The organism is Succinivibrio dextrinosolvens (assembly GCF_900116345.1).
GTDB classification, from domain to species: Bacteria; Pseudomonadota; Gammaproteobacteria; order Enterobacterales; family Succinivibrionaceae; genus Succinivibrio; species Succinivibrio dextrinosolvens_B.
This window is the reverse complement of record NZ_FPAH01000009.1, coordinates 1-22,319: the sequence shown is the minus strand read 5'-3', so window position 1 is coordinate 22,319 and position 22,319 is coordinate 1. Positions and strand designations below refer to the sequence as shown.

Annotated in this window: 18 protein-coding genes; 5 read left to right on the top strand and 13 right to left on the bottom strand. The window is 33.2% G+C overall.

The window, feature by feature from the left end; translation table 11 throughout:
* Positions 1 to 51: 51 nt before the first annotated feature.
* Together BM308_RS04295 and BM308_RS04290 are read right to left on the bottom strand one after the other, a co-directional pair.
* On the bottom strand, positions 52 to 924 hold the full coding sequence (locus BM308_RS04295) for an AraC family transcriptional regulator (protein ID WP_074943148.1): 873 nt from the start codon (positions 922 to 924) through the stop codon (positions 52 to 54).
* A gap of 192 nt (positions 925 to 1,116) precedes the next feature.
* Complete coding sequence (locus BM308_RS04290; RefSeq protein ID WP_074943146.1) at positions 1,117 to 1,638, bottom strand: VC2046/SO_2500 family protein; 522 nt, start codon at positions 1,636 to 1,638, stop codon at positions 1,117 to 1,119.
* A 297-nt stretch (positions 1,639 to 1,935) separates the two neighbouring features.
* Here BM308_RS04290 and BM308_RS04285 point away from each other — a divergent pair, with 297 nt between their 5' ends.
* The gene (locus BM308_RS04285; protein ID WP_074943144.1) at positions 1,936 to 3,555 is read left to right on the top strand and encodes an AAA family ATPase; all 1,620 of its coding nucleotides are present in this window, start codon (positions 1,936 to 1,938) and stop codon (positions 3,553 to 3,555) included.
* 189 nt (positions 3,556 to 3,744) lie between these two features.
* On the opposite strand, the gene BM308_RS04280 is transcribed toward BM308_RS04285, so the two are convergent.
* Entirely contained in the window at positions 3,745 to 5,877 is a 2,133-nt protein-coding gene (locus BM308_RS04280; protein WP_074943142.1) for a motility associated factor glycosyltransferase family protein, read from the bottom strand.
* Between the two features lie 366 nt (positions 5,878 to 6,243).
* Here BM308_RS04280 and BM308_RS04275 point away from each other — a divergent pair, with 366 nt between their 5' ends.
* Positions 6,244 to 7,851 (top strand): cytidylyltransferase domain-containing protein, encoded by a 1,608-nt coding sequence (locus BM308_RS04275; protein ID WP_074943140.1) that lies wholly within the window; start codon positions 6,244 to 6,246, stop codon positions 7,849 to 7,851.
* A 22-nt stretch (positions 7,852 to 7,873) separates the two neighbouring features.
* Positions 7,874 to 8,917 carry an N-acetylneuraminate synthase family protein gene (locus BM308_RS04270; RefSeq protein ID WP_074943138.1) on the top strand — a complete coding sequence of 348 codons (1,044 nt, stop codon included), beginning with the start codon at positions 7,874 to 7,876 and terminating at the stop codon, positions 8,915 to 8,917.
* Positions 8,918 to 9,187: 270 nt separating this feature from the next.
* On the opposite strand, the gene BM308_RS04265 is transcribed toward BM308_RS04270, so the two are convergent.
* From BM308_RS04265 to BM308_RS04220, 10 genes are all read right to left on the bottom strand, one after another.
* Positions 9,188 to 9,889, bottom strand: coding sequence for an acylneuraminate cytidylyltransferase family protein (locus BM308_RS04265; RefSeq protein WP_074943137.1), 702 nt, complete (start codon positions 9,887 to 9,889; stop codon positions 9,188 to 9,190).
* 24 nt (positions 9,890 to 9,913) lie between these two features.
* Entirely contained in the window at positions 9,914 to 11,038 is a 1,125-nt protein-coding gene (locus tag BM308_RS04260) for an N-acetyl sugar amidotransferase (RefSeq protein WP_074943135.1), read from the bottom strand.
* Positions 11,039 to 11,077: 39 nt separating this feature from the next.
* On the bottom strand, positions 11,078 to 12,232 hold the full coding sequence (neuC, locus tag BM308_RS04255; RefSeq protein ID WP_074943133.1) for a UDP-N-acetylglucosamine 2-epimerase: 1,155 nt from the start codon (positions 12,230 to 12,232) through the stop codon (positions 11,078 to 11,080).
* Positions 12,229 to 13,224, bottom strand: coding sequence for an N-acetylneuraminate synthase (neuB, locus tag BM308_RS04250; protein WP_074943132.1), 996 nt, complete (start codon positions 13,222 to 13,224; stop codon positions 12,229 to 12,231). Before neuB ends, neuC begins: the two co-directional genes overlap by 4 nt.
* 382 nt (positions 13,225 to 13,606) lie before the next feature.
* A complete protein-coding gene (locus BM308_RS04245) occupies positions 13,607 to 13,849 on the bottom strand; it encodes a cytochrome P450 family protein (RefSeq protein WP_074943130.1) in 243 nt (80 codons plus the stop codon).
* Between the two features lie 15 nt (positions 13,850 to 13,864).
* Positions 13,865 to 14,608 carry an SDR family NAD(P)-dependent oxidoreductase gene (locus tag BM308_RS04240; RefSeq protein ID WP_074943248.1) on the bottom strand — a complete coding sequence of 248 codons (744 nt, stop codon included), beginning with the start codon at positions 14,606 to 14,608 and terminating at the stop codon, positions 13,865 to 13,867.
* Positions 14,609 to 14,624: 16 nt separating this feature from the next.
* Complete coding sequence (locus BM308_RS04235) at positions 14,625 to 15,284, bottom strand: acetyltransferase (RefSeq protein WP_074943128.1); 660 nt, start codon at positions 15,282 to 15,284, stop codon at positions 14,625 to 14,627.
* 111 nt (positions 15,285 to 15,395) lie between these two features.
* Entirely contained in the window at positions 15,396 to 16,451 is a 1,056-nt protein-coding gene (locus tag BM308_RS04230; RefSeq protein ID WP_074943126.1) for a sugar phosphate nucleotidyltransferase, read from the bottom strand.
* Entirely contained in the window at positions 16,444 to 17,622 is a 1,179-nt protein-coding gene (locus BM308_RS04225) for a LegC family aminotransferase (RefSeq protein ID WP_177214412.1), read from the bottom strand. Before BM308_RS04225 ends, BM308_RS04230 begins: the two co-directional genes overlap by 8 nt.
* A gap of 73 nt (positions 17,623 to 17,695) precedes the next feature.
* Positions 17,696 to 18,904, bottom strand: a complete 1,209-nt coding sequence (locus BM308_RS04220; protein ID WP_074943123.1) for a polysaccharide biosynthesis protein — start codon at positions 18,902 to 18,904, stop codon at positions 17,696 to 17,698.
* A gap of 212 nt (positions 18,905 to 19,116) precedes the next feature.
* Here BM308_RS04220 and BM308_RS04215 point away from each other — a divergent pair, with 212 nt between their 5' ends.
* Positions 19,117 to 21,393, top strand: a complete 2,277-nt coding sequence (locus BM308_RS04215; protein WP_177214411.1) for a motility associated factor glycosyltransferase family protein — start codon at positions 19,117 to 19,119, stop codon at positions 21,391 to 21,393.
* Positions 21,394 to 21,530: 137 nt separating this feature from the next.
* On the top strand, positions 21,531 to 22,319 hold the full coding sequence (locus tag BM308_RS04210) for a hypothetical protein (RefSeq protein ID WP_074943119.1): 789 nt from the start codon (positions 21,531 to 21,533) through the stop codon (positions 22,317 to 22,319).

Genomic DNA, 22,319 nt, shown 5'->3' with positions numbered 1-22,319 from the left:
AAAGAATAAATCATCAGATAGCAACTCTTATAAGATTCTATCTAATATCCTTTAGTTAACCTTAAAAGCAGCTGGGGTCACACCGAAATAGCGTTTAAACTCTCTGCTGAACTGGGAAACGCTCTCGTAGCCAACTTCAAAAGCGGCAACATAAGCCTTCACATTCTTGGTAACAATCAGGTCTTTTGCCCTGTTCAGACGAAGCTTCTTGATGTACTGGATAGGAGTATCAGAAGTGATCTGTCTGAAGATACGGTAGAAAGAGGAAACACTCAGATGAGCATCCTCTGCAAGCTTATTGATATCCAGATCCTTGTTGTAGTTATTCTGAATAATACCAATAATATTGGATACCAGAGCCAAAGGACCAGAGTTAAGAGCAATCTTATAAAGAAGTTCAGACTGTTCGCCTGACATCGCTCTATACAGAACCTCTCTTTTAAGTGAGTCACCTAAAATACGGGCATCCTGCTCATTGGTCAGACACTGTAAAAATCTTAAGATTGAACCTCTGAAGGATTCGGACATAACAGAAGGTCCAAAAGGATGAGGTACAACCTTAAGGTCAGTCTTCTGGAATGAATCCATAAGCCCCATTTCTTCAACAAGTTCACGGATTTCATTAATAGTGAAGCCGATAAAGATACCTTTAACAGGCTCTTCCTTATTGGCACAGATTTCACAGTTCAGAGGCATAGTCATAGAGCAGACCACATACTCACCACCAGTGTACTTGAAGCAGATATCATCCATAGTCAGGATCTTAGCACCACTGAACATGATGCATAAACCAGCAGGATAAACGCTAGGTTCTGCATTCTTTGGGAAAGACTCTTTAAAATAGTGCACTCCTTTTACTGGGCAGTAGGTAACGCCGTCAGAAATGCTAGGAAAATATTTTAAAGCTTCTTCAAAAACAGCCATGTAATAACCTCGATGACATATAGTCGAAAATGAAATTTTGCATATTATACTATAAGTTTAAGACATAAAATGAAGGTATTAGGCAACTTATTTACAAAATTGTGCAATTTCATAGAGTAAGCTGTTAAAAAAAATTTTCAAATGAGCCTTTTCTTAGCAAGTGACGTGATATTCTGAACAAAATGTGAGAAATTAAGCTATCGCGCTTATCTGTAGCTGAATACGACTGGCCTGGATTTCATCGAGAACATCAAAACCATCGCCTTTCTCATGAATCTCCTCATAAGATAGAGCTTTGCCTTCATATTCTTTTCTGAGCTTCTCCTGTTTTAATGGAGGAAGTTCCCCAAATACTTCAGGAGCTAATTCTCTCTGGAAAGGAGTTAAAGGTTCTTTTCTAATGCACTGAGCCAGGAAAACCTGAGATAAACCGTCTGAAGAAAAAGCCTCAGTCAGATACTGAGCTCTGTCAAAATCCTCACTCTGAGCATATTTTTTCTGCTCAGGCAGAAGATGAAACTTCTTTCTAAGATTTACATCTTTTTCTTCAGTAACTTTAGGATTGTATAAGGGGTGATCGGTGAGATCATGGGAAAGCATTGCCAGCATTAAAGAAAAATCAGCATGGTTGCCTGCGTGAACATCATGGTTTAGACGCTCACCAAGCTGCATTTCATCTACAAGATACTGATTTCTTATATTAGAAGTTAACACGACAATATTCCCTGCTCTGTCCTTATATATTGATTACGGCAGAAAAGAGATTTTATTGAGAAGAAAATATAAAAAACTTCACAAGAAGATAAAAGCTAGCAATGTGCAAAACATTTTTTGATAGACTGGTCTTCAGACATAATCAAAGAGAATGAACAACAAGTTATTAGTTGTCATAATTATATTTTTAGAAGCACTTTCAGTTCCTTTTTAGGATAAGATTTACTCCATGATTCAGCTCAGCATTCTAATTAGTACACGTATGCTATAATTTCAGTGGATAACCGGAGAATTAGAATGAAAGAAATTGCTCAATCTGAAAATATTGAAGATTTTATTGAGAATAATTATATATACATAGATAAGACTGAGTACATTTATAATCTAATCAGAAGTTATAAAAGAGTTTTTTTCTCCCGTCCCCGTCGCTTTGGAAAATCCCTAACCTTAAATACAATCGGAACTCTTTTTGAAAAAGGAGTAGAACCATACTTTAGAGATACCTGGATTTATGATAAGTGGAATCAAAATAAGTATCCAGTCCTTCATTTAAATTTTCTTGAATATTCAACATCTGATTTAAATGCTTTTAAAACCAGTATGTGTCAGCCAATTCGAGATTTTGCAAGAATGAACGGAATCTTGGACTACACGGATGATAAAGAACCAAATAACCTTATAAGAAACATATTCACTGTTATGCCAGAAGGGATGCAGCTTGTACTCCTGATTGATGAATATGACTGTCAGCTTACTGCAAATATAAATAACAAAGAACTATACGAGGAATTTAGGACCTTTATCAGAGAATTTTATGGCGCACTTAAAGGAAAGAAACAGCTAAAATTCATGGCATTAACAGGTGTCACTAGATTAAAGGATGTTTCAATATTCTCAGTTGGCTCTGACATAAAAGATTTAAGCTATGATCATGCGTTCTCTCAGATGATTGGCTTTACAAGAGAAGAGATAAAGAAATTCTATATTGATTACCTAAAGCTTGGTATTAGCTATGAGAAGCATATAGAAACAGAAGCTGTAACCGATACCGATATTGAAGAATTTCTAGATAGAATGGCTGAGCGTTATGACAGCTACTGTTTCGATAATTACTACGAGAGAAAAGTTTTCTCAACCTACTCTGTGAATAATTTTCTTCAGGCCATAGTAAAGGATGAAAGAGTTGTCTTTGGTGACTATTGGTACGAGGCTGGTGGAATTCCATCAATCCTAAAGAATTACATGGAATCGCATGAAGTTGATATTGAAAAATTCCAGACCTCTGAAATTAATATCAATTATGATGATTTTATGAATCCGACATCTCTGCCAGACATGAACGAAAATGTTCTGATGTGTCAGACTGGATACCTCACCCTAAAATCGGAAATTAGAGCTCCTCGCAAGATAAAACTTGGCTCAGCGAACAGAGAAGTTAGATCTGCATTAAATTCTCTTTTATCACAGAAATTCTTTAATCCAGATGAATTAGATTCTTTTTACGATGCTGATACCATTCTTGAAAACGGAACTGTAGATGAGATTATCAACCATTTGAACAGTGTTCTGGCAACAATTCCTTATGACAAATATCCTGTTGAAAATGAACCTGTATTAAGAGCATTGATTTTAATGTATCTATCAGGCTTAAGATGTGATGTCAGATCAGAACAACATAACTTCAAAGGCAGCAGCGACCTTCTTGTAAACTTTACAAAACGCAGAGTGCTAATTGAATTAAAATTCTCAAAAGATGGTACAGACACCGAAGTTCTTTTAGATGAAGCTAAAGCTCAAATCATAAGAAGAGAGTACGGCATTGAGAATCATGGGGACAGAGAACTGATTCAGATTGCGGCTGTATTTGATGGTTCTAGTAAAGTAAGAAAGATTACGTCATTCGAGCAAATCAATTAACAAAAAAATATCAAGGACACACGATCAAAAGCTAAAGTAAAAAGAAGAATTGGGCTTCATGTAAAGGTCATTCCACTTAGGTAGAAGCAATAGAATTGCAGGCTCATGGATATAGCCCTCTAAGAAGGAAAAGGGTTATTCCTTCCATAAGATTGACACAAATCATTTAGCCTATTTTATAAAAGGAGCTTATGTAACTAATGGAGCCTTACAGTGAGGCATATCTCTTCCAACCTTACCATCTTTAAAATACTTTCGATGGTCACCTAAAATATAATCCGGCAAATGAACATATAATTCCTCACATTCCCGTACAAAATCAATAGATAGAGAAATAGTCAATCTACAAACGGACAAACAATCAGAGAAATTCTTTTTTAAAACAGACGCATTAAATATCTCTATAAACATTGACTGTAATGAAGATTCAATCATTTCCTTACAAAATTTTTCATTTGGATTTGAACTTGTATTTAAAAATAGTGATAGTTCACTAATTCTTATATATAGCTCTTGTCTTGTTTCAATAGGTAATAATTGCTCTAGTTTAGTTATTACAATACTGCATAAATTAGAGAACTCCTCATATGAAAGAATTCTTTTGATTCTATCTCTAGGAAAATTTATTGTTCTACTCTTTTTTTCAAAAAGAAAATCTCTTATTTTTTTCTTATCTAGGACCGTTTTGTTCTGAAAAAGATTATCAAGCTCTCTCGAATTTATAGGGGTCGTATTCTCTATCAAAGAACCGTCAGAACAATTCACTACCTGAATACGCCTGTCTTCATTATTAAATTGCTCGATTATGTTAGAGATGCTCTCCATAGACATTCTATAGTAGGAATTTGTTAAACACTCTCCACCGAAATTTCCTGGCACAATATCTACCAGTTTATATGAATCTCTTTTTTCTATAGATTCATTCTTCTTAAAAAAAGAAGCGTACTTAGAATGAATTGAATCCGTTCCGCACTTTTTACCGTTATCAAATCCAAAAAGATAAAGATTATTAAATCCAAGAAATAAAGATGCAGCTACGCCCATATTTCCAACAAGGGGATTCATGTAGCTAATAGGCTGAACTTCTTTGAATTCATCCTCAATTAGCCTTAAGTAATTAAAGAAAGGCTCGTTAATTTTTCCAAAAAATAAAGTCTTGCTAAAAATATCTTGAACAATTGGGTGGCAAACGTCAGAACAAAGCAGCATAACATCATCTAGAAAATTCTTATCAGGAAGCGAATTTAGTAAAGTCGCGATTTCTGAAATTCGTTCAGTATTTGCAAAAAAATCGGGGTTAATACCAGTATGATACAGAGAGTCAATAGAAGTTCCACAAGCAATTACAATTGCTTTATTTTCATGCTGTTTTATAAATTGAATATCTTTATCGAGTGAAGGACCTGAACCGATTAAAAAAACAGGATATTCAGCGTACTCTTCGATACTAGGCGACGAGATTACAAAATGTTTACCCGAGCTAAGAGCATAGCAACAATGGCTTACACCAAATAAATAATCATCATAAAAACCTAATAGATTGGGAATAAACTCATACTTAGTTTGTAACAGTCTAGAAAATTCGTTAATAAACTCATTTTTATAATGTATAACTGAAAGAAGAGAACAAGATAAATAACAACCTCTCTTTTTAATGATTTCGGATAGTGTATTAAAACAGTTGATAGGACAGGAATCTATAACAATATCTATAGATAGATGTTCTGAAAAAATGTAATTCAGAAAATGCGCCCAGTCAAAGGTATGAAGACTTGCAAAAAACACGTCCGGATCTTGCTCAACTATAACTAATGTTGAGACAGAAATCTTTTCATATAATTCTCCAATAATATATCCCAGCCCAATACCAGTCACTACACACAAAGGAACAGTATCTAGCTCTGAAAAGGTTATCTTATCTCTTGCAGAATTATCTATGTGTTTTAGACATTCATTTAAGTATTTATCAGAAATCTGTCCAATAAAATCTACCTGAGGATTATAGTTTGATACGTTAAATGGTAATTTTAAATAATTAGTAACAATATCTTTACAGTAAAGAATCGGATCATGCGTATTATAGATAAACTCATTTGTATCTGAATAAAAAAGGTTTGGAATACCGTTTTGGCCACAGACAAAATCGATTTTTTTTGAAGGAGTGTAAGTTTCAAAAAAAGAGGCTATCTCAGGGAAATAGTCTCTAAAAGAACTTATATTCTTTTTAAAACGAGACTCTAAGCTGTGTTTCATTTCACATTGCAAGGCTACAAAGCTATCAAGCTCTTCTTCTGATATATTTTTATCGTTAAAATCGGCCATAAATAAGTCCAACACCCGTAAAATGACTTAAAGTTCATCCAGTTATTAATAATAAACGCTGTAAACATAAAAAAAGTACGGCGACAAAATAATAAGGACATAGGTCACATTGTAATTCAACGTAAAGGCCTGTGTTCAACATACAGAATGCTAAAAAACACAGGCTCCAAAACATTAGTTTCTATTTCTGTATATCTGATTTTATGTAACAATTGAATTAGGCCACAATTTTTTTTATAAAAAACAGATTAGAATATGAATACAGTTATCATTTTTAATGAATTTTTGTGTCTCCTCATTTTTATTTTCATAAAACAAGGAGCATATTATTTCCCTGGAAATAAATACTTTTTCAATTGAACTGATATGAAAATATTGGCAGTTATACCAGCAAGAGCAGGCTCTAAAGGAATACCAAACAAAAACTTGAGAATAATTGGTGCAAGACCACTGATTTATTACTCAATAAATAATGCTATCAAATCAACTTATATTACGGATATTGTTGTTTCAACAGACTCAACTGAAGTCGGACTCATAGCAAAACAGATGGGAGTAAAGGTTCATAAGAGAAACAATGAGCTGTGTAAAGATAATGTAACCCTTGATCCTGTAATTTTTGATGCTATTGATAAAAAAGAAAACTGGGATTACATTATCACTCTTCAGCCAACATCACCTACCCTAAGTATTTCTACCCTAGACAAGGCTATACAATTTGCCATTGAAAAAAAACTGGATACACTTATTTCTGCTGTAAATAAACCACATCTATCATGGAAAGAAGACCAGGGAAACAAAATACCTAATTACGAAAAAAGATTAAACCGACAGCAGCTTCCTGCTAACTACGTTGAGACAGGAGCCTTTGTAATCTCCAGAGCAGATATAGTTACAAAGAACACCAGAATTGGAAGAAGGACAGAGATTTATGAGTTGCCAGAAAAAGAAGCCCTTGATATCGACAGTTTTCCAGATCTTCTTGTTGCAGAGTATCTGCTTAACTTAAAAAAAGTGGCAATTTATGTAAATGGAAACAAACAAAGAGGATTGGGGCATGTATATAGAGCTTTAGAGATTGCAGATGAATTTTACACTCCTCCTGATATCTATTTCGATATTAATCAGACTGATCCTTCTATTTTTGGACAGACGAAGCATTCTCTGATTCCTGTGAATGGGATAACGGACCTGTTTAAAAGAGCTGAAAAAGAAAAGTATGATATTTTTATCAACGATATTCTTTCAACCTCTATAGATTACATGATTGCTTTAAGGAAGATACTTCCAAAGAGCAAAATCGTAAATTTTGAGGACATTGGTGAAGGTGTCAACATCGCAGATTTGGTGATCAATGCTTTGTACGAAGATAATTTAATTAATTCACCTAAAATTAAAACCGGAGAAAATTACTATATCTGCGGAAAACCTTTCCTATTTTATCCACCAATAAAAATAAAAAAGAGCGTAAAAAAAATATTTATATCTTTTGGAGGAGCAGATCCTCAGAACTATACAGATACTTTACTACAAATTATTTCCAAGGAAGATTATAGAAATTATAAGTTTACTGTAGTCTTGGGCAAGTCAAAAAACAATGTTTGTGAACTGCTGTCATTTAACAGATTATCAAACATAAAAGTAATCTATGATGTAAATAATATGCCAGAGCTGATGAGTGAATGCGATATAGGAATAACCTCTAGAGGAAGAACTGCATTCGAGCTGGCTCTGTTAGGAATACCTCTTATTGTCATCGCCCAGAATCAGAAAGAAGAAACTCACAATTTCGAAAGAATAGAAAATGGATTCAACTATTTGGGTATGAAGCCGGATCAAGACTTAATTGAAAGCAATTTAAAAATGTATTTGTCTTTATCCTACGAAAGCAGAATATCTTTACAGAACAAGTTATTAAGCCATGATCTTAGAAATGGAAGAAAGAAAGTAATGAGTCTGATAAATTCTATTTAAATTTCTTAAAGGTACAGACAAAATGAAAAAAAACAAACCTTATCTTATAGCTGAAATAGGAGTTAACTTCTACGATACAGCAAAAAAGATGGATATCAGCCCACTTGAGTCAGCTAAACTTTATATAAAAAAAGCAGTAGATTCAGGGGTTGACTGCGTAAAGTTTCAATCATACAAGGCAAAAACTCTAGCATCCAAAAACTCTCCTGCATACTGGGATACAACTAAAGAATCAACAAAAAGTCAGTATGAACTATTTCAAAAATTTGACAGTTTTAATGAAGAGGATTATTTAGAATTATCCAAATATGCTCATTCTCTAAAGGTTGATTTCACATCCACTCCTTTTGACTATGCTTCTGCAGATTATTTAGAGAATATGGTAGATTTCTATAAAATATCCTCTTCAGATCTGAGTAACCTTCCCTTTATATCGCATATAGGAGCAAAAGGAAAGCCTGTAGTACTATCCACAGGGGCATCTTACATTTCAGAAATTGACGAAGCTGTAAGAACATTAAAAAAATCTGGATGTTCTGATATCAGTTTACTCCACTGTGTACTATCCTATCCAACAGAACCTAATGATGCAAACCTTAATTTTATAAAAAGATTAAAAGAAATCTATCCTAATCTGAAAATCGGATACAGCGATCACGTAGCCCCAGATGAATGCATGACAACCTTAACAACTGCATATTTGCTTGGGGCAGAAATAATTGAAAAGCATTTTACTTTAGATAAAAATTTAAAGGGAAATGACCATTACCATGCAGGTGATCCCAAAGATTTCAGCTTAGCGGTAAAAAACTTCAGACTTATAAGTGAGCTACTTGGATCGGAAGAAAAAACTTTATTAGATTGCGAACTTATTCCAAGAAAAGAAGCAAGAAGATCTCTTGTTCTAACGAGAAGCATAAAACAAGGTGAATCTATAAAAGCAGAGGATCTAATTGCAAAAAGACCGGGGACGGGAATTTCTCCAAAATACGCAAATATAGTAATTGGAAGAAAAGCTTTAGTAACATTAAATGAAGATGATATTTTAACCTGGGATAAGATTTAAGACAAAAAGCTTTCCTTTCGTTTGTGATTCCTTAGTTAAAAAAGAATACGACATTGGGAATCATGGAGACAGAGAAATGATTCAGAATGCGCTGTACTTGAACAACTGGACTCATTAGATAATGAAAGCTTACATTTTTCGAACAAATTGATTAACCTTAAGCAAACATATAAGTAAGCATTAACAAAGAGTTTTACTCAACAAAGCTCATCCAATTCTTATAACATATAAATTAAATCTAGACTACATACACAATATCTCTCTTATTTCTTAAAAAGACTTTTCTGAATTTTGGTGTAAAAATAAGATTTTTGCTATTTCAAAATCTATATCTGAGTCTATATCGACACTTCTATCTCTAGGCATTATATAAGCGTAATTTCCTTCTTTGTAAAGATTTAAGTTATTACTAAATTTCTTACAATCAACGATATATATAGCTCCATTGATACGGTAAAACTTATCCATATCCTGCCTTCTTTTAAGAAGAGTACTATCCACAAAATTAGTAAATTGATTATCTTTTGGCAATTTTCCACAAAGTAATGGAGAATGTTCTGTCTCACAAACTGAAACGACTGCTCCTGCAGATTTCTTTTCAAATATATCATAAGCAAGCACAATATCTTCTGCAGTTCTTAGAGGAGAAGTAGGTTGAAGCAGACAAAATGAATCATATAATTGCCCTTTCTTTTTGTATTCAGTAAGGACTTCCTCAACTGTATCCCAGCTGGAAGCGCTATCAGAAGAATTTTTTTGTGATCTTAAAAAAGGGACTTTTGCATGATATTTAATGGCGATTTCTGCATACTTTTCAGAATCAGTTGAAACCATAATTTCATCAAACTTTCCTGATCGAATTGCGGCTTCGATACTATAAGCCATTAAAGGCTGTCCACACAGATCTTTAATATTTTTATCTTTAATCCCTTTTGAGCCACTCCTAGCGGTAATAATTGCAATATTTTTCATATATCAATCTATCAAGTTAACGCATTAATCTTCCCAAACAGGATGCTTTAATACCCATCTGTCAAGCTCATCTTTAACAAATATTTCTCTGTTATATAAAGAATCAATTATTTTCCAAAACTCATACTCTTTATAACCGCAGAATTGACAAAAATCTCTAACAGCTAAAGGATCCAGCTTACTGTCATGCTCTTTTACTAGTTTTACAGCCTCATCTCTAGATATTAGTCCATAACGAACCATTCTAGACGCATAATCTGTAGCAGTAGCATGACCAAATTTTGGATATTTTAACCAAGGATGAACAAGGTAAGCTCGACTATCAACCTGATCAAAGTTCTCAACATGGTGAGTTCTGTCCCACTCATGAGTCAAATCATGAAAGCCAAGTTTTCTGGCAAACTCGTAATTCTTAAAGCTGTTCCATGGTAAAAAATATGAAATATAGATTGGGTCAAGCTTATCTAAGACTTCTGGACTTGGCGCTTTTGTTAAATAAAGATCATCTAAAGTAACATCTCCGTTACAGTTCTGAATCAACTCACTGTCATCAATTCCAGAGGCTACTCCGTTATTTAACTGTTCTTTTGCAGAATAAGTTTCCTTAGCGTCCGCTCCACCATATTCATAGCTGACGTTCTCACCATAAACCAAAAGAGAAGTGTTAAATTTTGAAGCCATCATAAGAGGATATGTGTATATACATCTATCTATATACCATGTTGGCTTGCCATACTTCTCAAACATATAGCGCATAATTGCCTTCTGAGCCTTTATATTTGGCTTAAGACTTATAATAGAGCAACCAAATTCTTCCGAAATATTCTTGAGATTATGAATTCCCGCATTAGTCATTGGGAAGTTGTCTTCAACTGAAAACAGTATTGGATTCATTTTCATCACGTTCTTCATTAGATGAACCTGAAAATGAGAATCCTTTCCTCCTGAAACAGCTACAGCACAATCAGGATTTCCCTTACCATTAATTCCTCTATATTTATCGCATATTTTTTCAAATTCTTTATAACGATTTTCCCAATTGATACTTTTTCTTCTCTCATATGACTGACAGGCAGAGCAAACGCCATCTTCATTAAAAGATATACCTGGACGGGTATCAGGCATTACACACTTAGTACAATATTTCATAATAGTTACCAAATTCAAGATGTTAATATATATGTTTAGCTATACTAAATCAAAAAACTTTTTCTTGAGAACTATTCCTCCAAACTTCAAAACTTCAATAACTTTATATGAGATTTTTTCAGAAGATCCTCCATCACCATAAGGACAACCTGTTACTTTACATACATTAATAAACTCTTTAGACAAAGCTTTTTCCATAGCTAACACTATGTCCTTAGAAGATGTTCCACAATTTATAATACTTTCGGATAAAGCTCTTCCTTTTTGTCTGTCCCCAATATTTACTGTTGGAATATGTAGACATGGAGCTTCAATAATTCCGCTTGATGAATTTCCCAAAACAAATTTAGAATACTTCATAAGAGAAAGATAGCGTCTTACTCCTAGAGAAGAGAACACATGAACATTTGCGTTACGTTTTGCAAATTCCTCCAGTAAACCATTAATTCTTGATCCACCAAGATCTGCATTAGACTTTGTAATAATGAAATGTAAGGAAGGAAAATTATCAATTGCAGAAAAGAAACTCTCCAACATATCATCAATTACGTCGTCTTCCATAGTAACTGGATGATATGTACAAAGTGCATAATCACAATCTACAAGTCCAACGCTTTTAAGAGCTTCTTCCTTACTCATATTGGCTTTATTCAAAATATTCTCAACAGAAGTCGAGCCATAATTAAATACTCTCTGGGGGGCTTCACCTAGTTGAATAACTCTTCGTCTACTTTCCTCATTTGTGACAAAATGAAGATAGCTCATCTTAGTTATTGAATGTCTTATCCATTCATCTATAGCTCCTTCTGTAGTATCCCCTCCGCAGAGGTGAAAAATTGGAGTGTGAGTTAAGCATGCAGCTATAGCTACAGGAAGGATTTCGTATCTATCGCCGAGAAGAATTAATGCGGAATATGATTTATCAGAAAAAATTTTTGTGAACTCTGTCAAATAAACAGATTGATTATGAGCAATATCTGTGGCAGAAAAAGAATCAGTCGGAGTGTTAACAAAACAATCTATACGATCATCTATCTCATCAACAGTCTTGCCAAATTCAGTACTTAAATGTGTCCCAGTAACAATTAATTCAACTTTAAAATCACTACATTCATATTTCCGTAGATTCTTAATCAATGGAGATAATAATCCGTATTCTGCCCTTGTAGTAGTCACAATAGCAATCATTTTCATAGTTCAATTAACTCGTCCTCAGAATAATCTTTCTTAGATATATTTCCTATAACGTCATACCATCTCATGGGAGAAAGTCCTGTACCAGGTCTTTTCACAGTAATATTATTAACAGAAAAAACATCTCCTTTTTTTATTTTAGTTTTAGCAACTATACTTTTGCGGGCGATCAAAAGATTATCTTTTTCAGAATCCGTTATTCTCTTTTCTCCAGTTCCCAACGACTGTTCAATATTTCTTATGGAATCAACCATCTTTTTTAATTCATATGGTTCTAAACTAGATTTATGGTCTGGACCTTCCATTTTGTTTGATAAAGTAAAATGTTTTTCAATAATTGATGCGCCTAATGCTACAGCTGCGATTGGGACCTCAATACCTAAAGTATGGTCGGAATAGCCAACTCTCTTACCAAGTTTTCTTAGAGAACTAAGCACATTCAAATTAACATCTGAAAATGGAGTGGGATATTGTGTATTACAATGAAGAATAGAGATATCTGATGCTCCGTTTTTTTCTAGAATAGATATTGCTGCTTTAACTTCGGTCATACTGCTCATTCCAGTCGACATCACAACTTTACGTTTTGTTTTAGCAATCTTTTCTAAATAAGGAAGATTATTAATTTCACCGGAAGGAATTTTCCAAAAATCCATATTAAGACTTTCTAGAAAATCAATACTATCAAAATCAAATGGAGTAGAAATAAAACCAATTTCCAAATAATCACAGTATTTCTTTAGCTCTATAAAAGAATCAAATGGCAAACATAATTTCTTTACCATTTCTAATTGAGATTCAGAAGATACAGTTGTATTCTTTTGGTATTCAGCTTTTGGGGCATATTTTGAAACCCCCGCCTCTGGAATAAAAGTTTGAAACTTGACATAATCAGCCCCAGATTCTTTTGCAACCTCAATCAATCGTTTGGCAAGCTCAAAATTTCCGTTATGGTTAACTCCTGCCTCAGCAATGATACAAACCTTATCCATGATTGATTCCTGTTTAAAACAAATTGAAGCACTAATGCATATAAAATCTTATTCAACAGCACAAACACCAATTTGTTCGTAATGACAAATAAAAAAAAATTTAATTCTTATAATCAGTAAGTAAAAACAGATTGAATAATGACGATTAATTTAATATTTAGTATAAGAACAATCAAAAATATGATTTAGCAATATTCAAACAGCCATTGACAAACTATAAACATAAACAAAGCTATCATTTAACTATCTGTAATTACAACCATTAGAAATCACGTAACTATAGTAAAAATATGACGAATATGCTCAAAAATCTCTAAATAAAAAACAATAATGCAATTTTAGGAACAACTCGTGTAGTAAAAAAAATATCTTCGCTATATGTTTAGAAATTGATTCCGTAATCATCTTTAGAAAGAATCTCTTTTCCCTTTTCATAGGAGCTAAAACTAATTATATCGGAGGTATCAAGCATAATATCAAATTCACTCTCTATAGCTGCAATTAGACTCATATGGCCAACAGAATCCCATGCTTTTATGCCATTGTATTTCAGACTACCGATCTCAGTTTCATTTAAGTTAAATGTTTCCATAAAAATTTTGTTGTATTTTTCTAAATTATTCATTTTATCTCCGCAACTTTATAGTTTTACACTTCCATTTACGCCTAAAATTTCACCTGTAATGTATTTTGAATAATCAGATGCCAAAAAAACAATTGCATCAGCAACTTCTTCAGGCGTACCTAATCGTCCAATTCTAATATCTTTCAAATAAGACTTTATTTTATCTTCACCTATACTCCTGAACATATCAGTATCAATCATCCCCGGAGCAATTGCGTTTACTCTTATACCTTCAGAAATTAATTCTTTTGATGCTGTTTTAGTTATAGCCGCCACTGCTCCTTTTGAAGCAGAATAAACCATTTGTCCTGGATTCCCTTCAATTCCAACGATACTAGATATATTTATAATTGAACCGCTTTTTTTACTTTTCATAAGCTTGCAAGCCAATTGAATCATATTTATGACACCAAAGACGTTGGTTTCAAATAATTCCTGCATTACCGTGGTTGAAATCATACCAATTAATGCATCTTTCATAATGCCGGCATTATTTACAAGAACGTCCAATCGACCAAAATCCTTCTTTATTTGCAGCATTGCGTTTCTTGCTTCATATTCATTTTTAACATCAAAATACAATGCTTTTACTGGAGTTTGATATTCACTTGAAAGATGAGTACACATTTCATCTATATTAGTACCTCTTGAATTTGCATAAACAATAGCACCTTCTGAGGCAAACTTCTTTACAGTTGCAAGGCCAATTCCTCTGGAAGCTCCTGTAACCAAACAAACTTTTTCTTGAAGTAAATTCATAGCGCGCTCTTCGACTCTAACGAACAATCCCGTCATTGTTTTTGGCAATACCTCTTGCAGGATTACCCAAGGCTATAACTTCATCCGGGATATCTTTAAAAACTATAGATCCCATTCCAACTATTGAATTATCCCCTATTGAGACGCCTTCTTTTATAGCACAGGATAATCCAATAAAAGAAAATGCGCCAATAACAACAGCACCTGCAAGATTTCCCAATCCAGAAATCATACATCCTTTTTTTAGGACAACATCATGACCAATATTACAATTAGGCTGAATATATACATAATCTTCTATGATTACGTTACATGAAATAAAACAACCAGACTGTATAACAACACCATTTCCTATTTTTGTACTTTTAGGAATAACTATATCAGGATGTATTAAGGAAACTATATTTATATTCTTTTCTTCTAATTCTTTATATATTCTTTTTCTTATCAGCGGTTGGCCTATTGCTACAATTGCTTCAATAAGGATGTCCTTCCGATCTTGAATATACTCAAATGTTACAATCTTAGTATCATTTTCACTGATATCAGAAGACTGTTTATCTACAAAAAGGAAATCATCCCATCGATTTTCTTTATTGTTAATAATACGGGCTAACTCAAGGAGTTCTCTAGCCAGACCACCAGCACCAAATACAGCGAGAATTCTTTTTTTCATTTTTATCTATTGATTATAAGTAATAATTACTAGGTATTGTTTTTTATGAAAATTAAAAATTGAGTAAAAGAAAGGCCCCAATAAAAGATAATCTTATTTTTCAATGATTATTCATTCAGAGGATAGACGCACTCTCATTTTCTCAAGTTCAGGAAACTGCCCCATATCCATCCAATCATTTCCCCTGACAGGATACACAGCAGTTCTTCTTCCTTTTGAACGTTCATACTCAATTATATCTGGGAAACCTATTGAAATATTATCCTGAATATCATCCAGAACCTCAGGTTCAACCACATATATGCCGGTATTTGTCAAATAAGAAATTAGAGGTTTTTCTTTCATTTCCTGAATAACACCATCTTTTCCAATTTCAACAACACCATAAGGAATATTAAAATTCTTATATGCGCAAACCATGGTAATCACATTATGATGTTCTTTATGGAATTTTAAAATTTCAGCATAATTTGAATCTAGCAGAACGTCACAGTTGGCAAAAAAGAAAGTCTCGTGAATTTCTTTTTTTAATAAGCTCAGCCCCCCACCTGTTCCCAGAGGCTCATTTTCATCGTACCAACGTATGTTATAGTGAGCTTCATTCTCTCTAAAATAAGTTTTAATCAAATCCTTTTTATAATTAACAATGATGTGAAAATCGGCACATCCATTGTATAAATAGGATTTCATAATCAACTCTAAAATAGGCAGGTCACCTACTGGGATCAAAGGCTTAGGTAAAACCTTTGTTAAAGGATATAACCTAGATCCTTTACCTCCTGCATTTATGACAACAGGGACATTAAGAGATTCACGAAATAATTTTTGCTCTTTAGGATCACCAGTATAAATATCAACTATCCTTCCTTTTTTATCAACAATAGGAATAACAACATAATCTCTTTTATGAAAGATTTTTTTTGCTTCCTTTTGAGATAAAGCACTTTTAGGGGCATTATTGGCAGCCTCAATTGCTCTGCAGTTCATTGCTCCGCCAGATAGAAGATATCTTCTGACATCTCCATCCGTAAGGGAGGCTATTAAAACACCTTTTTCATCAGAAATAAAAACTATTCCATGGGTATTTTTATCAATCATCTGCATTGCTTCTGAAAGAGAAGCTTTTTCACTAGCAATAAAATCTTCCAATGATAGAGAGCTATTCATCCGCAAAATCCCCTAACAGTTTTTCTATTGACGAAACAACATATTCAATCTCTTCAAAAGTAATTTGTGTTGAGCAAGGAATATTTATAATTCTAGAAGCATAATAGGGAGCCTTTTCCAATAAATAAGTTTTTTCATTTTGATAAGGTTTCTGCTCATTTATAAGCCCCCATATGGCTCGAGTTTCTATACCAGAAGTTTTTAGCTGCTCTATTATTTTGCTTATAGGAGTTTTTATTTTGCTTCTGTTAATAAGCAAAGAATAAAACCATTTATTAGAACATGTACCCGATCTAAACGGCATAAGTTGGCAGTAGTTCGAATTAGCCAACAAGCTTGCATACTTATCATAATTAAACTGTTTTCTTCTGATGAACTCAGGCAAGTTCTCAAGTTGCGCAACACCTAACGCAGCCTGGAGATTTGTCATACGATAATTGTAACCTACCTCATCATGAGTATAGTTAACAGGATCTGTTTTTGCCTGTGTTGATAAGAAACGCATATGAGCAACACTTGAAGACGTTAAGGAAGTTACAGCTCCGCCACCTCCTGTTGTGATAATCTTGTTTCCATTAAAACTAAATGCACCAAAATTCCCGATTGTCCCTGCAAATTTGCCTTTGTATTTTCCTTCTGTATAGAATGTTCCCAAAGCCTCAGTTGCATCTTCAATCACTTTTAAATTAAATCGAACAGCAGTATCCATAATTGATTCCATATCTGCCATATTGCCAAATATATGAACCACAATAATGGCTTTTACAGCTGATTTCTGATAATGTAAAACCTTACCGTCCCAATCACACTCTTCTTCGCAGAATTTTCTTAACTTAATTGGGTCAAGACAAAAACTATCGTCACAGTCAATAAATACAGGAAAAGCATGCTGATATTTAACAGGATTAACAGCTGCGATAAAAGTCAAAGGAGAAACAAGAACAGTATCACCAGGGATTACACCTGCCTCTATTAAACTTAAATGAATTGCAGATGTACCGCTTTGACAAACAGCAACATCTTCAACGTTCAAATAGCTGGCCAAATTCTTTTCAAATTTAGAAACATAAGAGCCACCTGTTGATACCCATCCCTTATCAACAGCATCATAAACATACTTTCTTTCATTTCCTTCAAAATTTGGAATTGATAAGGGAATAAAGCTATTCAAAATAAAATCTCCAAAAATTCATCAGATATATCCGTAGTTAGACACCGTCTAAAGGCTGAAAACAAGTGTATATTTACATCTTACTGTCTAAAGATTTTCCTGTCTCTAAGTGATTGAAATTAGGTAAATATTCCTTGAGAATAAGCACAATTTCCTCTTTAGTTGTGTCTGTTTTACTAAAGGCATTGTTTAGGTTAGAAATCAGATTATCGAGGGAATGCTTATCTGGAAGTTCTTTATTGGTAATAACACCAAGTGACGAAAATCTTGTCAAATCAGTATGTTCGTTATCTGCAACAAATTCTTCAAAAGATTTCTCTCCGGAAGTATCAGATATTGAAAAATGTACAGGATACAGCTTAGAACCTTGCTTAAGTGCTTCTGACTTATCTATAGCCTCTTCATCCGAAGTACAGTAACAAACCTCAAAGCCAAGATTGTTAAGTAAAGCTTCGGCTATTCTATCAAATGACATCATCTGAGCTTCATCAAGTTTTGGGAAGAAGATTTCTCGATTTTCTCCAAGAATGCAGGATAAAACACAGATTTCCCCTGACTCAAGAGGAGAAACAAAGTAACGCTTTACATCAGAAGGAGCAGATAAAGGCTGTAATTTTTGAATACGAGCTAAAAAACCAGCAGGTAAAGAGCCATTAGAAAAAGCAACATTTGCAAACCGGGCTGTCTTAACAGGAAATTTATCCGAGTATGAAAAAATCAGATCTTCCATTACTCTTTTTGAGGCTCCCATAATATTTACAGGATTAGCTGCCTTATCAGTAGATACACAGAAATAAACCTCTGGAGGAAAAACAGATAAAGTATCCAACAGTTTTTTTGCATGAAGAATATTATTCTGAATCAAAGCTTCCACAGAGAAAATATCTTTCTCTGATCGAACATGTTTATGCGCAGAAAAATTAGCAACTATATTGAATCCCTTATGACGAAGGAACATTTTTTTAAAAACATTAGAGTCAAAATCCATTGGATAGGTCTTATACACTTTGGGTATATACATATCCTTTGTCGACCTTAAGTCTCTAGTTAATTCTGCAAGGGCATTTTCATTAGTGTCAACGACAACTAGTTCTGACGGTTTAAACCTCAATATCACGTTAATAAAGGAGGAGCCTATTGATCCTGCACCTCCTATTACAAGGATGCTTTTTTTATTTATATTTTTTTCAAGTTTACTGGAATATTTCTCGATATCACAATGAAACATTGAAGCATCTCTATGAGTAACAAATTTGGAAATAAATATATTTAAATCAAGCATTTTTCTTTTATCTAAGTTTATCAGCACCTATACTATCAATGATAGCAAAAGAAAAACTAAAAGATTTCGCATGCATCCACATTTATTGAATAAATAATTATTTGATAACGAAAGTTTTTATTGTATTTTTTTCTAAAACACTGTTGATGCGTATACTTCAGTGAAAAGAAAACGTAATTAAAAATAAGCAATTAAGAAATAGAGGCTATATGATGACAATCAACAACAAACACGAGACTAATATTGATTCAGACAAATGCACCCCTGAAACATTAGCTGATTTTCTTATTTGCCGTTTTAAGAGAAATATAGAAGCATTTAAAAAATATTACCCAAAGATATCAGACAAATTCGAAAATTACGTTCCACAGAAATCAATGGATTTCTTTTGTTCACCAAGTGGGACCCCAAATATGACATTCTCAGGTGATGAAAAAAGTTATTACGAAAAATATTGTTCAGCTCAATATATAAAGTTTGAAATAGAACAATTAGATAAAATAATAAAGAATGGATCCACAACAGAAAAGGATTTGATCGATTATGCAGATCCTAAGGAATTCTCAAAATATCAGGTTAAGGATATTCTGAACAGCAAAATCAATATATTTAATAATGACTGCAGCAAAGATGATTATGGACAAATCCACTTTAAGTATTTTTCAAAAATCTCCCAAATATATGAACAGCGTTATAAAGGAGACGTTTGCAATATTTCAGATTCTAAGCTCATCCCTTTGCTTTGCCTGATAGGAGTCGGTCTAGGATATATTATTCAGGAGTTGTATAAAGAAATAGAAATATCACATTTGGTAATAATTGAACCAGATAATGATGTTTTTTTTGCTTCACTGCATACATTCGATTGGGAAAATTTTTTGAAGGCATTAAATGCAAAGGGAAACATATTAACAATTATTCTTGAATCGAAAGCTGATACCATCGGAACTGAATTTAACAATTGTTTTGTCAGCAAAGGTTTTTATACTCTAGGAGCCTATTGCATTTATCTAACAAGACAATCAGAATCAGACGCTCAAATTATAGATGAATTAAAAAAAAGAGGGCATCTATTGCCTGCGACTTACGGTTTTTTTGATGATAGACTATTCGGAGCTAGTCATGCTGTTAGCAGTATTATGCATAAAAAACATTTTGTTAATACAACAGAGATGAGTGCTGAATTTAAAAATCTTCCTGTTTTTGTAGTAGGTTCTGGACCATCACTTGATAACGATATATCTTTTCTTAGAAAAAATCAGGATAAAGCAATTATTATTGCCTGCGGAACAGCTATTGATGTTTTATATCATGCTGGTATTCACCCTGATTTCTATGCCAATACAGAAAGAGTTCCTGAAACTAAGCAAGCCTTAAGCGTAATAAAGGATTCATCTTTTTTTGAAGACATTATCCTTTTATGCTCTCACGTATGCCATCCTTCTGTAGTCGAGATGTTCGATCATGTAGCTATTTTGTCAAAAGCAGATGAAAATTTCTGTGGTTATATATCTGCTAATTTGAAGCTTCAAAAAATTCGCATAATAACAAAGATGAATCCATTAGTAGGAAACATGGGATTGTCCGGAGCATTAGCCTTGGGTTTCAGAAATATCTATTTGTTTGGATTGGATTGCGGAAAGAAGCTCTCTTTTACATCAAATCACTCTGACTATACTACTTTATATAATCAAATAGGCTATTCAGATGATAATTCTTTTTATAACTCATCTTTTGTAGTTCCAGCAAATTTCTCTGGGGAATGTGGTTGTAACGAAATATTTTATATGTCTATATTGACAATGCAACTTTCTCTAAAAGAGTATTTAGAAGAAGAGAATTTTAGCTGTATCAATTGTTCCGATGGAGCGCTAATTGAAGGTGCAAAGCCAATACATTCAAAAGATTTAGAGAATGATTTTTCGATATATCCTGATATTGATAAAAAAGCATTCATCTCATATATAGATCACATAAAAACAATATCTTTCGATATAAAAATTGATGAGATAAAAAAAATAATGTACCCAGAACTCATCAAAAAAATATGTGAAAACATATTATCAATAATAAAGAAAAGGCCCAAAACAATCAAAGAAAGTCTTCAAATATGCCATAAAATTAACGAGTTTTTAAATGAAATCGGCAAAGATAACTCTTTAATTTATTTTCAAAAAACTATAGAAAGTGCAGTTTGTGGTCCATTGGTGATTATTACAAGTTCATTATTCGAGAATAAAGACAAGAAGTTATGTTTAGGTACAGCAAATAGACTACTGAACATATTGGAAGACTATCTTACAGAAATTCCAGAAGTATACAAAAAGATGCCCGACTATATCATGGGAGAGCATAGAAAATATTATCCTAATGGAAAAGTTGGAAGAGATATGCCTCATTGTAAAGCACCAGATTTTCCAAAGGAAATCAATATAATAAAGAAAAAATATGACGATCCTGTTAAAAAATTTGTGAAAAGATATATATAAAACATATTTATGATACGCATTTTCTGACAGTACTTCATTTTCAAAAGAATACCCCTCATTCACTTGGGATTGTCCATAGACTTTACTAGCAAAATGCATCTAACCAATTATAAAAGGTAAAAATAATAGGAATAAGTATGGAAGAAAATACAATAAATGGAATACAGACAGACTTAGAGAGTTATTTAATAGAAAGATTTGAAGCAAACATTCAATGCTTCAAAAGATATCTTCCAGATATCGCCTCCAAGTTCGAGAATTACCTTCCCCAAAATCCCTTGAAATTTGTCTGTGACAAAAATGGAATCCCAAACATCTTTTTTTTACAGAACGACGAACTATTCTTTAAGAATTCTGATCCTATTGATTTCTGCAAAAAACAGGTCAATAAACTAATTAGTGGACATGCATATCATAGAAAATTTAACGGAGGAATAGTAACTGAGGGATGTTTTCAGGATAAATTCCTATCTCAAATAATTAATGACGCAAAATTTGACAGTAAAGACTTTGATAGTATAAAAAATGTGGGATACATTCCTACAGCAATTATTTTTGGGATAGGTCTAGGATATCAGATAGCTGAACTTCTAGAACAGATTGACGTACAGAACCTCATTCTTATAGAGCCCGATAAAGATATCTTTCTTTCATCACTGTATACCTTTGACTGGGTAAATTTGTTAACTTATTTTTCGAAAAACAATTTAGGATTAAAAATTATAACTGAGGAAAAAACTTGCGTAATTGAAGTAATAAACTATGTGGATAAGCATGGTTTTTTTCTTGCATCAAACGTTGTTTTCTATGTTCATTACGAAACAGATACAATAAAAAAATGGCTCAGTACAAATAAATGTGGGAACAAAGATCCTCTATTCAATCTGAGCCTTCCATTTTTGTCTGGAGGCATCAAAAAGCTTTAA

Coding starts and splice junctions, on each gene's coding strand:
- BM308_RS04285 (WP_074943144.1), top strand. CDS start 1,936: ATGAAAGAAATTGCTCAATCTGAAAATATTGAAGATTTTATTGAGAAT.
- BM308_RS04270 (WP_074943138.1), top strand. CDS start 7,874: ATGAAAAAAAACAAACCTTATCTTATAGCTGAAATAGGAGTTAACTTC.
- neuC (WP_074943133.1), bottom strand. CDS start 12,232: ATGAAAATGATTGCTATTGTGACTACTACAAGGGCAGAATACGGATTA.
- BM308_RS04260 (WP_074943135.1), bottom strand. CDS start 11,038: ATGAAATATTGTACTAAGTGTGTAATGCCTGATACCCGTCCAGGTATA.
- BM308_RS04215 (WP_177214411.1), top strand. CDS start 19,117: ATGACAATCAACAACAAACACGAGACTAATATTGATTCAGACAAATGC.
- BM308_RS04245 (WP_074943130.1), bottom strand. CDS start 13,849: ATGAATAATTTAGAAAAATACAACAAAATTTTTATGGAAACATTTAAC.
- BM308_RS04275 (WP_074943140.1), top strand. CDS start 6,244: ATGAAAATATTGGCAGTTATACCAGCAAGAGCAGGCTCTAAAGGAATA.
- BM308_RS04265 (WP_074943137.1), bottom strand. CDS start 9,889: ATGAAAAATATTGCAATTATTACCGCTAGGAGTGGCTCAAAAGGGATT.
- BM308_RS04210 (WP_074943119.1), top strand. CDS start 21,531: ATGGAAGAAAATACAATAAATGGAATACAGACAGACTTAGAGAGTTAT.
- BM308_RS04295 (WP_074943148.1), bottom strand. CDS start 924: ATGGCTGTTTTTGAAGAAGCTTTAAAATATTTTCCTAGCATTTCTGAC.
- BM308_RS04280 (WP_074943142.1), bottom strand. CDS start 5,877: ATGGCCGATTTTAACGATAAAAATATATCAGAAGAAGAGCTTGATAGC.
- neuB (WP_074943132.1), bottom strand. CDS start 13,224: ATGGATAAGGTTTGTATCATTGCTGAGGCAGGAGTTAACCATAACGGA.
- BM308_RS04235 (WP_074943128.1), bottom strand. CDS start 15,284: ATGAAAAAAAGAATTCTCGCTGTATTTGGTGCTGGTGGTCTGGCTAGA.
- BM308_RS04230 (WP_074943126.1), bottom strand. CDS start 16,451: ATGAATAGCTCTCTATCATTGGAAGATTTTATTGCTAGTGAAAAAGCT.
- BM308_RS04220 (WP_074943123.1), bottom strand. CDS start 18,904: ATGCTTGATTTAAATATATTTATTTCCAAATTTGTTACTCATAGAGAT.
- BM308_RS04240 (WP_074943248.1), bottom strand. CDS start 14,608: ATGAATTTACTTCAAGAAAAAGTTTGTTTGGTTACAGGAGCTTCCAGA.